This is a genomic window from Hahella sp. HN01 (assembly GCF_018986435.1).
Classification (GTDB): domain Bacteria; phylum Pseudomonadota; class Gammaproteobacteria; order Pseudomonadales; family Oleiphilaceae; genus Hahella.
In genome coordinates, this window is sequence record NZ_JAHMIN010000034.1 from 37,304 (window position 1) to 51,918 (window position 14,615).

The window sequence follows — 14,615 nt, forward strand, 5'->3', positions numbered from 1 at the left end:
CTGCATACAAAAAAGGCGGCCTAAACAGGCCGCCTTTTGCGTTCAAGATGATAAGGCTTACAGCTCGTAACGCAGACCTGTGTTGATCTGGTAGGCGCTGCTATTGTCATAGCTGACGTTTTGCTGGTAATCGATAAACGCTGAAACGCCATTCTTCATAACAGCGACTGCGCCCAGGTTGAAGATGTAGTACAGGCTGTCTTCGCCATCCGGGCTCAACTCAAACTTGGTCGCGTCAGAGTCGCCGATAAAATGGAACTTGACTGGGCCAAAGTTAGTGCTTGACTCGCTTACCGCGGAAGCCTGGAAGCTAGGCTGCAGCACGCCCCAGTTGTAGCTGACGGGATAGGTGGCTTCAAAGCCGGCGCTGGTTGTCATCTGGTCGAGGTTTTGCTCGCCGACATGTACGGACCAGCCTTCGCCGCCTGTTTCGTCAAAGCTGTCGATTTCCGTGTTTGAGTAGTTCAAACGCAGGAATGGCTGTACGGACAGCGCGCCGCTGTTAAACATAACGCTTGCTTGCAGCGCGAGATTCAACTGCTTGCTGTCGGTTTCGCCTTTAGCTGTGGCGGAGAACTCAGAACCGGATTCGGTATAGTTAATGCGACGTTTGGTGTTGTAGTCGCCAGCGCCATAGCCCACCTGCATATCCAGACCGAAATTGCCGATGTAGTAAGAACCATAACCCGTCAGGTTATAGGCGTCCGCATCCACACCGCCGCCGCTTTCAGAGAAAGACAGGTCGTTCTGTCCCCATCCCAGCGCAGCGCCGACTAACAGGTTTTGGCTGACGCGGTAATCGGAGCCCAGGGTAAAGCCGTCGTTATCATATTCGTATGCAGATTCACGATCGGTCCTGTCATGCTCCACTGACTCGCGGTGCAAGCTCAGGAACACGCCGAAAGGAGAAGTCTGAGCGTCGCCAGCGGCTCCGCCGGTCAGGACCTGCTCACCCCAGGTGCGACCGTTCACGGTCACTTGAATATTTTCGTTATCCTGACGCAAAGAAGACATGCGCTTGAAGATACGATTAGTGTGCGCTTGAGAGGTCTCAGACGCGACGCGTAACAGGGAAAGGGTTTCTTCTGGCGCCAGTTGGTTGATGATAGAGCCGACTTTCGTTGGGTCATCGGTCGCCAATTCGTAAAGAACAGCGCAGCGTTGCGCCAGCTTTTCTGCTTCACCGGTAGCGTCTTCAGGTATTGAACCGCAAATGGCGTCAAGCACCTTGGAAACTTGACGGTCGTTTTCGTTGTCGGTGAGAGGTAGCAGCTCTGATGTCGGCGCTTTGGATACGGTTATCGTAACAGTACCTTGAACTTCTACTGGTTCCTCGCAACGAGCTTGAGGGGGCATCACCTCTAAAGGGGGATTGATGAATTCTCCACCATAATCCCCTCCGTAGTCACCACCATAATCGCCATCATCGTCGTCTGGAGTACATTCAACAATATCCACAATTTTATATGTGAAGGTGTCTTGTCCAACAAAATCTTTGTTAGGTACGTAGCGCAGCCATGGTCCGTCTGTTGTCGTAACTGTGCCGTTTGCGGGCTGCTCAAAACTTACGACCCTGATGTCGTCGCCATCAGGGTCTGAGTCATTCGCTATAACGTCAACATTGGTATAACCATTCTCTTGAATAGTGACGGTGTCACTGTTAGCCACCGGAGCGGCGGCATTCGCCAAGGGCGCCATCGCAGCGCCCGCAAGAAAATACAGGGGCAATTTGTTCCGTTGCATGTTTAACCTTAGCTGAATAATGTAGTTAGAATTTTGGGTCGCACATTGTACGTAAAATGGGCGAGAAATTGAAACTGGGGAACCACTATAAAACATGAGCAAGTTGGTGTTTTGCTGGGAATTAGGCGGCGAACTAGGTCATTTGGCGACACTTTCTGAACTGGCGCGTGAATTTGTCAGCCATAATCACCAGGTGACTGTGATATTGAAAGACCTTTCAAAAGCGCCACTCTTTTTTGCGGATACTCCCGTGACAGTGCTGCAAGCTCCGGTGTGGCCGGCTAAAGGGAAAAAAGAGCGGCCCAGTAGTTGCGTCGCTGATATTCTATTGAAGAGAGGCTATGAATCTGTAGAGGGTCTAGCCACTTTGGTCAGCGCCTGGCAGACGTTATTTCGACTAATACAAGCTGACGCCCTTTTTTTTGATTTTGCTCCAACCGCCATGCTGGCGTCGCGCTCGTTATCCCTGCCCAAATTTACGATAGGCGCTGGATTCAGTGAACTTTCTCCTGGTCAGCCAAACCCCAATATTCGGCCTGAAACCGCCGACTACAGTCAGGTATACGAGGCTGAATCAAAAGTGGTGGCCAATATGAACCCTTTAGTGCAAGCGATGGGGCTGTCGCCATTATCGTATTTGTCGGACTTGCACCAGGTTGACTCTGCGTTTATCGCCGGCTATTCAGAACTCGATTTTCAGGCGGCGCACCGGCAGCATGCTGTGTATTGTGGTCCGGTTGCGGGAGATTTTCCGGGAGAAGTTGCGGTGTGGCCGCATAACGCGGGGAAGAAAGTGATCGCCTATCTGAAGCCTTTTTATCAGCATCTGGAAAACGTATTGGACGGCATAAAACGCCTTGGTGAAACGGCGCTGGTTATCTGTCCAGGAGGCTCTGAGGAGCTTATCTCGCGATATCAGAGTGACGCTTTGCGAATCTATTCGTATCCCGTCGCTCTGGATCAGGCGCTGAGCGAAGCGGACCTGTCGATATGCCATGGCGGCATGGGAATGTTGGCGAAAAGCGTTAAGGCAGGTGTTCCCATAGCTTGCCTGCCCACTCAGCAGGAGCAATTCCTCAACAGTCGGACAGCCAGTGAAAGTGGTGTTGGTGAGATGGTTAACGGTGAAAATGTTGACGCATTGGTCGGCAGCCTGCAGAGATTGCTGACTTCGGACGCTCTTCAGACCCGGGCTCGCGAGTGCGCAAACAAATACAAAAGTCAGCAGCGCGGCGCCGAGCTGATTCGCCAACGGGTTGAGGCGGTGTTGGCGGAAAGGGGGCGAAAGTCTTGAGAACAGTCGTTATTCAATCGTTTCGCACCCATGATGTTCCGCCCTGGGTGGAAAAATGCCGACGCAGCGTAGTTCATTGGGCGCAGCTTCAAGGCTACGAGTATCTCTTTTACGACGATCGTTTCTTTGATTGTTTACCTGATTGGTATCGAGCGCGCACCGGCGGCCAAATTCACCTGATGGCGGATCTGGCGCGCTTGGAGCGTGCGGCGGAGCTGCTGGCGGCGGATTATGAGCGCGTCATCTGGGTAGACATTGACGTATACATCGGAGCCCCTGAACGTTTGGCGGTTGCAGACTCGGAGAGTTTCGCATTTTGCCGGGAAGTCTGGATCAGCGAGAGCGAAGGCGCGCTGCATCGATATCATCGGGTGAATAATGCGATCGCCGTTTTTTGCCGCGATAACCCGTTTCTGGATTTTTACCGATACTCCTGCAAACAGATGGTGCGCCACGACGAAGCGTTGCGTCACGTGACTATTGGCACCTCCTGGTTAACGCATTTGCATGAACGGGTCCGCTTTCCCTTGCTGAACCATGTGGCGTTACTCAGCCCCTGGGTTTTGCAGGACTTGAGTCGGGGGGAGGGCAAGTTTCTGGAGTTGTATCGTCAGGAATTCGCTGCGCCGGTTTATGCGGTGAATCTGTGCCTGACCTTCCGGAACAAGAATCTGACGGGACGAACGGTGACGGATGGAGATTTTGAGCGCGCTATTTTGCATTTTGCGCGTATGGGATCGGAATAGCGCCTGGAGGCGCTATTCYTTTTCAAAGGTATGCCAGGTATCTGCAGCATCAACCGCCGTTAGGGTTGAAAGGCTGGCCGTTAACGGTTAATCCGCCTTTGGCGAAGCCGACTTTGGCGCTGTACTGAGAAGAGGCTTCATCGTAGTTCAGCAGTCCCATTTGGACATACATTTGCGCCATGTTGGAGAACTGCATGAGCAGCATCTCTTTCATTTGCGCTTTGTCTTCGTCGGTCAGCTCCATTGTCTTGCTTTGCGCAGCGACCATGACATCCGCATAGCTGCTTACCAGGGCTTCATCAAGTTTGCCCTCGGCGTTTAGCAGCACGTTCGCCATCAGGACTTGCGGCTGTTCTTTCAGAACGTCGGCGGATAGCTGGTCAACGCCATCCATACGCAGATCTGCGTTGGCGTTGAAGCTGTTTTCGCCCAGCTTCAGTTCCCATTTGTCGATCTTAATATCCGCTTTTTTCGCCAGGGTAATCAGGTCGCCCACAATGATGTCTTTCTGGTTTTCCAGTTCGGTCAGGAACTGGTCAGGATCGGTGGAAGCGGTAGCCTGGGTGTTGATTTGTTTGATGACGCCCACTAAGCGGTTAGTGGCTTCTGTTTCAAAGTTATTGAAGGACAGATTCAGAGCCATGGAGCCCACATCCATTCCGTCATACAGCATATCGTTCACATTGATGAACGCGGCGCTGCTCAGCAGATTTTCTGCGATGGTGTCTTTGCCTTTCAGCGTAATAGTGCTGACGCTGAAGTTTTGGCCATCTTCACTGCCGATTTTGATGTCGCTGATAACCTGCTCGGATGAGCCTGCCCACAGGTGTTCCAGAATTTGGTTCGCTTCCATTTTCAGGGTGTAAGAGCCAACTTTCACGTCGCCGACTTTCTCACCATTGTGAGCGGCTACATTGAGGCCCTGCCAATTAATGTTCGCCACCACGTGATCGCGAGCAGGACTGACGCCGATAACGCCCTGCATCGGCGTGACGTTAATCTTTATCGACTTTCCCTCTTCTTCTTTGTCCACATTGATGGGCTTGGAAGAGAAAGTGATGGTGTTGGAGCCATCGATTTTGAAGGCGGACTCAATTGTGAACGGGCCTTCTTCGCCAAACTGTTGGGTGTAGAAATCCGCCAGCTCTTTTTCAGAAGTGAAGACTTCCGCCAAGCCGCAGTCCGCCTGATTTTGTAAAGGCATGACGCGGGTGGTTGCGGTCAGCAGTCCGCCTTTCAGCAAGGTCATGTAGTCGTGTTTGATTTCTGTCACCAGGTCCAGACAAACAGGCTGGTCGCCGCCAGTCCCCATCATGCTCTGGAATTCGGGGGAAAGTTGCAGACGGTTAATCGCCTTGGAACTCAGAAAACCTTTTTCGTATTTTTGAACGGTCAGTTCAACAGGCAGGCCATTAAAGGCCAGATATGAAGAAACGTCCTGTACGCCAGCGTCGAAATTCTGTTCGGCTTTATGTGCGATGACAAAGGGAGCCGCGGCCACTGCAACGGCGATGGGCGCCGCTAACCATATTTTTTTCATATCGAATTTACTTATGTGAAGGTGTGTGACTGAGTCATTCGGCATAGACTCAAGCTTACAAAGGGCGGAAATTCTAGCCTTTTTGGCGGGGATGTCTATATGGGGGACTATCTATATCCCCCAGGCGGGCGTTATGCGGCGTCAGTCGAACCAGTTATGGGAGCCACCGGAATTATGGTATTTGGGAAAATCGGAAAAGGAACTGCGCAGGGTATCGATAGAATCCACCCGGATAAAATCCTCTTCCTGAAAGAACGACGTTTTGGTCACCGGCTCGCTGACAACCTTAACGACCCGGTAAGTGAACTCATTGATTTTGCTGACCACCTGCGCGGTTTTGACGATGGCTTTCCCGGTTAGCCTTAATGCTTTTTCCAGACGGGGATCAAGACCACTATCTCCATCTTTTTCATCTTCCTTATTGGACTTGTCGACTTGCTTGGGCGCTTTTTCCTGCATCCGCAAAGTCACTTTGAACGGGAAACCGGTGACTTCATCCGGGATTCTCAACTCAGTGTATCGCAGCCAGTCTCTGGGAATGCCCAGATGGTCGCAATGAATCGTCGTGTATAGCTCTGGCGAGATGGAATCCGGTTGTGTGATGTCCAGCTGCTGGCATCGGTATTCGTCATAAGTCACTGGGTCCGGTTGCGCAACAATGAGGGTGTCCTTCTCTTTTTGTGCGCCATTAAAGTAGGTTCCGAAACCGAAGCGATCATAATCCATGACGCTCCATCGCCCCTGACTTTCCATATATTCCAGATATTCTTTGATGTTGACCTGAGTAAAGTATTTTTCTGACCCGTTGCGACGAAACATTAATACGGCATCTTCCAAAGGGTAAATAGTGACGCCGGAATAATCGTTTTTGGAATGAACCACCACTCTTTGAATGGCGTCATGGTCAACGGTGTAGACGATATCGTCCCGCGTGACGTACTTCAGGAAATCATCTTCCTGGATCGCGTAAATGTGTCCAGTGAATGCTGACTGGACCGCATTGGCCGCTGGTGTGGATTCCTCCGCTTGAATAGCGACGCTGGCCATTGACAGCGCGGCGCTAAACAGCGAACCAAGAATAATCGATGAGGAGCGGAGGTGTCTGGGCATAACGCGGGATCATTGCTAAGTGTGAGGGGAAATCGACGGGGAGTTATACCCAATCCCTGGGGTCCACACAATAGTAGTTGCGCAGCTCGCGAAACAGCTCAGGGTGTTTTTCCGCCATCTCCTTGGGCTTTTCGTAGAAAGTTTCCGTGGCGACGGCGAAAAATTCGGCGGGATTGGTGGCTCCGTAATAATCCATGACCGACTTTTCTCCCTTGAAGGCGTTGTCACGCAATATATTGAATTCATCCGACAATACGCGCGCCCAACTTCGGTAACTGGTGGGCGTTCGCAGCAATGGCGCGCCGTTGGTGGAGCCGGACTCGCCGTCCAGTTGATGGGCGAACTCATGCAGCACAACGTTGTGGCCATCCGTAAAATCGCGGGCGCCGGCGATTACATCATCCCAGGACAAAATGACCTTGCCGTTGTTCCAGGACTCTCCCAACAGACCGTGAGAGGACACAGCTGCGGTTCCGTCGTCATTGACGACCTCGCGCTCGGCTCTGAATGCTTCGGGGTACACTAGGATAAAGCGCAGGTCGTTATATTCATTGGTGGGTCTATTCAGCAGAAGCAAACACGCTTCCCCGGCGATAGTGACCCGCATTTCGTCGGTTATTTCCAGACCCGCGCAGCCATAGAAGGTTTTCTGGTGCAGAAAGACGTTGATCAGTCCCTGCAGCTGGTGTTTAAGAGTGTCGGGGAGTCGTTTGTAGACCGGCAGGTTGGCTTCCAGAATGACTTCCCAGGTTTCTGGAAATGGCGTGGCGCGGATTTTCCTGCGACGTTGATTGGGATACCACATCACCATCACTGCAGCGCTGACTGCGAGGATCAAAAACACAATAAAAGGCGCCATCTCTTTCCAACTCATATCAACACTGCCTTGTACCATTAATTAGACAGACAAATAGCTTCCTTCTATTTGTCTGCTGTCTGCAACGACAGGTCCCGCTCATGTCAGGCTCTGTCTCCCGCGGCTAGCCGCCGCGCAGGCGCATCCATCCGCCTGATTATCAACATGCCAATATCATTGCCATGTTGATATCGGATTACACTGAAACCTAGTGTACCCCGATCGCGCGCCTGAGCGTAAATGTGAGGACTCGGCTAAACAACAGGTTACGTGATTGTTATCCGTAGTCGGCGAATGAGGGGGGGGAAAGAAAGGTGAATGAGGGGGAAAGAAAATGGGTGGAAGAATTAGGAGCCAATAAGCATGAGTCAGGACATTGATCGTCAACGTGAGGCCCTGCAAGGGTCTCTGCTGGGGCTGATGGTCGGCGATGCTATCGGCCTGCCGTGCGAGGGGATTGGTCCGAAGCGTGTGGCGCGATTGTTTCCGGGACCGTTGCGGCATCGCCTGTTCTTTGGAAAAGGCATGACTTCCGACGATAGCGAGCATGCGGCCATGACCGCCGCCGCGCTGGCGCGATATGGCTCCGATGTGGAGCAGTTCGCCAGGAATCTGGCGTGGCGTCTGCGTTGGTGGCTGGCGCGTCTTCCGGCTGGAGTTGGACTGGCCACCGGGCGTGCGATTATTAAGTTGTGGCTGGGATTTCCCGCCAGGCGCAGCGGGGTCTGGTCTGCAGGTAACGGGCCGGCCATGCGCGCACCGATTATCGGTGTGGCCTTGGGGGCTGAGCCAGAGACATTGCTGGCGTATTTGCGGGCGTCTACTGAGTTGACCCATCGTGACCCGAAAGCCCTGGTCGGCGCCATCGCCGCCGCCCGCGCGGCCTATTTGGCGGCCCTGGGGCAGGTCGAGATAGCCGCTTACAAGTCAGATCTGCAACGGTTTTTTACGCAACTGGAGCCGTCTACGGCGACCAAGGCGGCGGTCAGCGAATTCAATACGCTGCTGGATAGTCTGGATGTGGCGTTACAGCAAGGTTTGACTCCCGCGCAGTTTGCGCAACAGCTTGGGCTGGAGCGAGGCGTGACAGGGTATATGTATCACACCATGCCGATAGTGCTGTACGTCTGGCTCCAGCATCAAACGGATTATGCCGCGGGGATTGCGCAGATCGTGGCGCTGGGCGGCGATACCGATACCACCGCCGCGATCCTGGGCGGCATTTTGGGCGCGGGCGCAGGGGAGAAAGGCATACCCGCCTCCTGGCTGCAGGGAATATGGGACTGGCCTTTCAATCCTGACTACTTCAGAGGGTTGGCGGAGCGTGTCGATCTCGCCATCCGTAGCGGGGAGACCGTGCGGACGCCGTTTCTGCCTGGTCCCTTGCTGTTACTGCGTAATCTGGCGTTTCTGGTGATCGTCCTGTGGCATGGTTTCAGGCGTTTGGCTCCGCCATATTGAAGTCTTTGTCGGCCAGAATGCGCTACTCTTTTCCTTCATAAGCGGAAGGCGGTGCGCCGAAGCGGTTTTTCCAGGCTTTGCGGAAAGCGTGCGCAGACTGGAAGCCCACTGTCTCCGCGAGACGCTCGATATTGGCGTGACGCCCCTCCCGCATTAATTTCTGAGCGACTTCCAGTCTCAGTATCAATTGATACTGCTTGATGCTGACGCCTGTGGCGAGCCGGAAGCGACGCGTGAGTTGCCGGTATCCCAGGTTGATTTCCCGCTCCAGTTGCCCCGCGGTCCAGGGCAACTCCGGCGCGGCGGAAATGCGGTCCTGCAAGCGATGCACCTTATGATCCAGATGATTGCGGTAGCGCCGGCGCTCGGAGATCTGCGCCTGCTCGCCGTCTCTGCGTGCGTAGATCACCAGCTCCCGGGCGATATGCTGCGCCAGATCGTCATCAAATGTCTCCGCCATCCAGGCGAGAATCATATCCGTCCCTGTGGTGACGCCGGCGGACGTAATGATCGGGCCATCGCAGACATATAGCCGGTTCTCCAGCACGGTCGCACTGGGTTCGGCCAACCTCAAACTGTCCACATGGCCATGATGAGTGGTGCAGTGGCGATTGCGCAGCAGCCCGGCTCGGGCCAAATAGAAGGCGCCGGTGCACACGGAGGCGATAGCGGCCTGAGGATAGCGTTGCGCATAGTTCTGTAACCACCTCAGGCCTTGCTGACTTTCCTTGTCGCTGATCATGTCATCTTTGTACTTGCTGCCGTTGACGATCAGCAGATTGAAGACGACGTCGTCAGCAGGCAATGAGGCCAGTCCGCTCAGGGTGACGCCCTGGTAACTGGCGACTGACGGAGCAGGAGAGAAGAAAACTAGCTCCACATGCCCTGGCCGATGATCGCTGAGACTACGCAGCGCCTGCGCCGGGCCGGATAAGTCGAGCAGATGGGTGTCGGGGAAGAGCAGAAAGCCTATTTTCAGTGGCGTCATAGCGGCGATTACTCGCAGTCAGCGGAGGTGGCGATGAATGCTACTGGATTCGCCGTCACCGCCTGTTGCACATCTTTCAGTAAAATGACCGAAAAGTTACTAATGATGTCCCTGTCGGCGATGTCTAATCGTATTGCATTATCTTAGTCTTAACGACGCAGGTTGTGAACATTAATAAGCTATACGTGCTAACGGAGAGGGGCGGATCATGAGAGAAAAAATCAAGGTGGCGGCAGTTCTATTTGAAGGTTTTGAACTTCTGGATTTTTACGGGCCGCTGGAAATGTTCGGTTTGGCTAATGAGTTTTTCGTTGTTTATCAAGTGGCTGAAAAGGTCGGACCTGTACGCAGTTCCGCTGGCGTATGCGGCTATGCGGAATATGACTGGGCGGACGTGCGAAGCTATGACCTGATTCTGGTTCCTGGTGGAGCGGGAACTCGCCAACAGGCGGCTAATCCGGCGTTGCTTGAGTGGCTGCGACGGCAGGCGCACAGCGTCAGGATTCTGGCTTCGGTGTGCACCGGCGCGGGCGTCCTGGCGGCGGCGGGACTATTGGATGGCTATCGCGCCACCACGAACAAGCAGTCTTTCGCATGGCCGATGTCACAGGGTCCGGAGACAGAATGGGTAAAACAGGCGCGCTGGGTGGAGGATCGCAATCGCTTCACTTCCGCGGGGATTTCCGCAGGCATGGATATGGCGTTGCGACTGATCGAAGTGCTGGTTGACGCGGAAACGGCGGAGCGGGTGGCGGATGAAGCGGAGTATGAATGGAATAGGAATCCTTCCCACGATCCGTTTGCCGGACGCTTCGGATTAATTTAATGATAGTTTGTAATGTCTGTTGATATGATCCAGCGTTCCGTCAGCTAAGTGATTGACGCAGTGGGACTCTCTGCGCCCACAAGTCACCATCGCGTCACATCGGAGTGAGACGATCAAGCACTGTCAGATACATTACACACAGAAGGATGTCAGTTTTGAAACCTGTTGTTGGAACTCTGCTGGTAGGAAGCGTTTCTCTAGGGATGGTTGGATGTTCAGGAGGTGGGGGATCAGGCGGCTCTGAGCCTGTCAAAGTGTACCCTCCCGCCAATAATATCGCCGCAGTCTATTTTCGCGATCAGGATGGCGCAGTCGGCGCCATCGGAGGCGGCGTCGAGGTTCAATTACTTAAAGCGGCGGCGCAGGGAGAGCGTGTGCGTCTGTATTGGATGGACTCCACCCAGGGAGCCCGATTGGGCGGCTTGGTGGCGGAGTCGGATTCAGCCGCTCCCACCCATGTCACTTTACCTAATGGAAGTCAGCCGCCTCAGGAAGACGCCCAACTCTTCGCTTATACCGCTACGGCGGCGGGAGAATCTAAAGACGGCGCGCCCGTCAAATTTTTGGATTATCAGAGCAACGCCGAAGTCCAGGGACATGGCGGCTCAGCCTTGGCGAACTGGCGTTATGGCGTAGATCGACCCACGCTGAAAGTCACTAAGTCGGAGGACGGCCGCTGTACTTTCGATAATGGGCTGGTGCAAGTGATAGACATGGCGAATAGAGTGGACGCAGGGTATGCTGGCGATCATTCGAATACCGTCGATGAGCGAAACTTCCCTCCCTATGATTTCGATTGCAGCGCCTCAATGGAAAACAGCTTCCGCACCATATGGGTGGACGAGGCAGAAACTGAGGTCTGGACCTATTCCTCTCTGAATGACGCCCTGTTCTACGGAACGCTGACTCATGACATGTTCGCCAAATATCTGGGCGAGCCGCCTTTGGAAGACAAATTGCGCCTGCGCGTTCACTATGGCAGCTCGTGGCAAGCCAATGTCTATTGGGATGGCGCATACGCTAATTTCAGCGACGCCCTGGGAGCGGCCTACGGACTGGCGACCCTGGACATTGTCGCTCATGAAATTGGCCATGGCGTCCTGTCGCGCATCAGCCGTCTTAAGCTCGTTGCGGCGATGAGCAACGACGCCAGAACCGTGCATGAAGCATTCGGGGATATATCCGGCGTGATGGCGAAATACGAGCACACCGGCGAACTGAACTGGGAGCACTCTAAAGAGTCGAATTACGGGATGCGTCAGCTTGATCGTATCGTGACTGAAACCGGAGCGATCGCCAGCTATTTTGATTATGACGAGGCAGGTAATAACGTTTATCTGCGTATCGGCATGATGACTTACCCCTTCTATCAACTGGCGAACAAGTGGAGTCCTGAACGGGCGTATCAGCTTTATATCAAGGCCGCCAGAGATTGCTGGGACCCGCAAATGGACATGCGCGGCGCAGCGCAGTGCCTGCGCACGGCGGCGATCGCCATGGGCGAATCCGAACAGGATGTGGTGACGGCGTTCCGGGCGGTCAAGATAAAGTTGCTGGAGCAAGACACGCTGGCCCACTTTAAAGACGAGAACTATATGTTGCGAGTCGAGTTTGTGGACGACAGTCGTAGCGACAGCATCGTCGCTTCCTGGCGGTGGGAGTTTGGCGATGGCCTGGTGTCGACAGAGGCGTCGCCCCAGCATCTATACGACGAGAAAGGAACCTATGAAGTGTCTCTGCAGGTCACGGACGTTGACGGCCGCACTGACCGCTTCAGTAAATCCTTATCCGTGACGGATGAGTATTGCGCGTTTTATCAGGCGGAGAAGGCGACTCGCCGAATCGATCAAGTGACCGTCGCCGGAACTGTCATCGATACGCCAGATCTTTTGCGTACGGATTACACCGAGAACGCTATCCCCATCACTGATGCGAATGCGGTGACCATCACCGTTAAAGGCGATAAGTTAGCCGAGTCGCCGTCCAACACCTGGAAGATCTGGCTGGATGCGGATAATGACGGACGCTTTGAGAATAGTGCGAATGAGATGCTGCGCGAGGTGACGCAATCCGAGACGGACGCATATGAGCTGACGACTACGATTCAGTTGCCGGATAAGTTAAGCGGTGGGCCGCTGTATATGCGCATCGCCGGCGACTACGCCATCAACTCTTCCTGTACTCTGAAGAAAGGTTCTGGCGTGGATATCCGTATCGCGCCGTAATTGCAGATCGCGCTCTGACGCGGAGATAAAGTAGAGATAAACAAGCCCGCGGTGACAATGATCGCCGCGGGCTTTTTAGTGTCTGCAATGGCCAGGGATGCAATGGTACAGAGATGTACTGGTCTACAGCAGAGACTTGAGGATCATCATCACACCGACGCCCGCCATGATGACGGCGAAGCCCTGTTGCAGGTGCGGTCCTGCAAAGCGCGGCGCCAGACGGCGTCCGCCCAGCATGCCCGCCATAGCTCCCGCGACGAAGGGCAGGGCGATCAGCCAGGGAAGCGTTTTGCCGCTTAACATGAACAGACTGACGGTGCCCGCGCTGGTTAGGGCGACCGCCATCAGCGAGGTCGCCACAGCGGAATGAAAAGGTAGCGGCGACACCATGCGCAAAGCGGGAACAATTACGAATCCGCCACCCACCCCCAATAAGCCAGAAAGAAAGCCGGTGAGCGCGCCGCTGCTGACGATCGCCATGGAACAGGGGCGGGTCCAACGCAGACGACCGGTATCAGGGTTGAGCTGGCAGATGGGGCCTTTCAGTTCAGTTCCGTCACTTTGTACGGTCGCCCAGCCCATCTTGGCTTCTTCGGGAGCGCGGCGAGCTTGCCGCCACATACGCAGGGCCACGCCCAGCAACACCACGGCGAATACTAACGCCAGCAAATGCACGGGGGCGCGATGGGCGGCCCAAAGGCCGATCGGGGCCATCAGCATACCGACCAGGGCCATTACCGTCGCAGCGCGATAGCGAACGGACCCTTGCGGCCAGGCGTTCACCACACCTAATGTGGCGGCGGCGCTGACCGCCAGCAACGCCACCGGCGCCGCCTGCGGCAGTGTCCAGCCGAGACTCCACATCAGCAGAGGGATGGCGATAATAGAGCCGCCGGCGCCGGTGAGTCCAAGCAGCACTCCCACGGCGATCCCGAGGAGCGCCGCTGTCAGCATGTTTGCGAAGCAGCGGCGGTCAGCAGGCGACGTACTTCAGGCTCCAGGCCTGTCAGACCGCCTGCGCAGCCGGCATCCAGCGCTTCTTCCACAGATGCGCCATCCACGAAGAAGGCTTTCAAGGCGAGTAGAGCGCCAACGCGATTGCTGCTCATGCAGTGGACCAGGACCGGGCAGTTTTCCGCTTCATTCAGTATGTCCGCCAGCGCCCGGGCGTTGGCTTCCGTCAAATCCTGCGGACCCGCTACCGGAATGTTAAACAACTGCAGTCCTTGATCGTCGACCGGAAACGCATTCAGCAGGGGCGTTTCGTGAGGCTGACATAGGCTGACGACTGTTTTTACCCCCGCCGCCCGGATGCGTGGGAAATCGTCCGGCGCCGGCAGGCCGCAAGTGAAAAGCTCCGGTTGCGGCCGACGCAGGTTGGGCAGCAGCAGAGAGACGTCATCTGTCATGGGGTTCTCCTTGAATAGTTGGGTTTGAGGCAGGATTGCTGCAATAGTGGCGGTGCAGGAGTTTGACGATGGCCATGGCCGGCCCCTCCGCCACGGAATAATAAACGGTTTGCGCCTGTTTGCGCGTATGCACAAGATGTTGATGGCGCAGCACCGCCAGATGTTGCGATAGTGCTGATTGCGACAGCTCCACGAATTCATTCAGTTCGCTGACCCGACGTTCGCCCTCGGACAGCGCGCACAGAATCATCAACCGGTGCGGATTGGAGAGCGCCTGCATCAGCGCGGCCGCAGCTTCCGCATTCAAAGCGTTTCCCATCAAGTCCAAGGGAGCAGGGGATGAAGAATGGGAGGCGGCGACTTTCTTTTTCATTTAGTTAAATCTAAATAAGTGTTTTCTAAATCAGTCTAAGCTAA

General features: G+C 54.7%; 13 protein-coding genes. 5 read left to right on the forward strand and 8 right to left on the reverse strand.

Features of this window, described 5'->3' with window-relative positions:
* Nucleotides 1-57: 57 nt before the first annotated feature.
* On the reverse strand, nucleotides 58-1,743 hold the full coding sequence (locus KP814_RS25545) for an autotransporter domain-containing protein (protein WP_216739436.1): 1,686 nt from the start codon (nucleotides 1,741-1,743) through the stop codon (nucleotides 58-60).
* Nucleotides 1,744-1,837: 94 nt separating this feature from the next.
* On the opposite strand from KP814_RS25545, the gene KP814_RS25550 reads away from it, so the two are divergent.
* Nucleotides 1,838-3,037, forward strand: a complete 1,200-nt coding sequence (locus KP814_RS25550) for a glycosyltransferase (protein ID WP_216739437.1) — start codon at nucleotides 1,838-1,840, stop codon at nucleotides 3,035-3,037.
* Nucleotides 3,034-3,783 carry a hypothetical protein gene (locus tag KP814_RS25555; protein WP_216739438.1) on the forward strand — a complete coding sequence of 250 codons (750 nt, stop codon included), beginning with the start codon at nucleotides 3,034-3,036 and terminating at the stop codon, nucleotides 3,781-3,783. Before KP814_RS25550 ends, KP814_RS25555 begins: the two co-directional genes overlap by 4 nt.
* A gap of 49 nt (nucleotides 3,784-3,832) precedes the next feature.
* Here KP814_RS25555 and KP814_RS25560 read toward each other — a convergent pair whose 3' ends face one another.
* The 3 genes from KP814_RS25560 to KP814_RS25570 all read right to left on the reverse strand — a co-directional run bounded on the left by KP814_RS25560 (nucleotide 3,833) and on the right by KP814_RS25570 (nucleotide 7,307).
* Nucleotides 3,833-5,323: a YdgA family protein gene (locus tag KP814_RS25560; protein ID WP_216739439.1), complete on the reverse strand. Its 1,491-nt coding sequence runs from the start codon at nucleotides 5,321-5,323 to the stop codon at nucleotides 3,833-3,835.
* 141 nt (nucleotides 5,324-5,464) lie between these two features.
* Nucleotides 5,465-6,433 (reverse strand): hypothetical protein, encoded by a 969-nt coding sequence (locus KP814_RS25565; protein ID WP_216739440.1) that lies wholly within the window; start codon nucleotides 6,431-6,433, stop codon nucleotides 5,465-5,467.
* A gap of 43 nt (nucleotides 6,434-6,476) precedes the next feature.
* Nucleotides 6,477-7,307, reverse strand: a complete 831-nt coding sequence (locus KP814_RS25570; RefSeq protein WP_216739441.1) for a zinc-dependent peptidase — start codon at nucleotides 7,305-7,307, stop codon at nucleotides 6,477-6,479.
* Nucleotides 7,308-7,652: 345 nt separating this feature from the next.
* Between KP814_RS25570 and KP814_RS25575 the strand changes: the two genes are divergently transcribed.
* Nucleotides 7,653-8,750: an ADP-ribosylglycohydrolase family protein gene (locus tag KP814_RS25575; protein ID WP_216739442.1), complete on the forward strand. Its 1,098-nt coding sequence runs from the start codon at nucleotides 7,653-7,655 to the stop codon at nucleotides 8,748-8,750.
* Between the two features lie 22 nt (nucleotides 8,751-8,772).
* On the opposite strand, the gene KP814_RS25580 is transcribed toward KP814_RS25575, so the two are convergent.
* On the reverse strand, nucleotides 8,773-9,738 hold the full coding sequence (locus KP814_RS25580; RefSeq protein WP_216739443.1) for a GlxA family transcriptional regulator: 966 nt from the start codon (nucleotides 9,736-9,738) through the stop codon (nucleotides 8,773-8,775).
* Nucleotides 9,739-9,946: 208 nt separating this feature from the next.
* Here KP814_RS25580 and KP814_RS25585 point away from each other — a divergent pair, with 208 nt between their 5' ends.
* Entirely contained in the window at nucleotides 9,947-10,564 is a 618-nt protein-coding gene (locus KP814_RS25585) for a DJ-1/PfpI family protein (RefSeq protein ID WP_216739444.1), read from the forward strand.
* A gap of 155 nt (nucleotides 10,565-10,719) precedes the next feature.
* A complete protein-coding gene (locus KP814_RS25590) occupies nucleotides 10,720-12,789 on the forward strand; it encodes a PKD domain-containing protein (RefSeq protein WP_216739445.1) in 2,070 nt (689 codons plus the stop codon).
* A 123-nt stretch (nucleotides 12,790-12,912) separates the two neighbouring features.
* Here the strand turns inward: KP814_RS25590 and KP814_RS25595 are convergent, their stop codons facing one another.
* From KP814_RS25595 to KP814_RS25605, 3 genes are read right to left on the reverse strand one after another with little or no spacing between them, the layout of a single operon-like run.
* Nucleotides 12,913-13,743, reverse strand: coding sequence for a sulfite exporter TauE/SafE family protein (locus tag KP814_RS25595; RefSeq protein WP_216739446.1), 831 nt, complete (start codon nucleotides 13,741-13,743; stop codon nucleotides 12,913-12,915).
* Nucleotides 13,737-14,198 carry a hypothetical protein gene (locus KP814_RS25600; protein ID WP_216739447.1) on the reverse strand — a complete coding sequence of 154 codons (462 nt, stop codon included), beginning with the start codon at nucleotides 14,196-14,198 and terminating at the stop codon, nucleotides 13,737-13,739. Before KP814_RS25600 ends, KP814_RS25595 begins: the two co-directional genes overlap by 7 nt.
* Nucleotides 14,188-14,571 carry a metalloregulator ArsR/SmtB family transcription factor gene (locus KP814_RS25605; protein WP_216739448.1) on the reverse strand — a complete coding sequence of 128 codons (384 nt, stop codon included), beginning with the start codon at nucleotides 14,569-14,571 and terminating at the stop codon, nucleotides 14,188-14,190. The genes KP814_RS25600 and KP814_RS25605 overlap by 11 nt, the downstream gene beginning before the upstream one ends.
* Nucleotides 14,572-14,615: the final 44 nt, after the last annotated feature.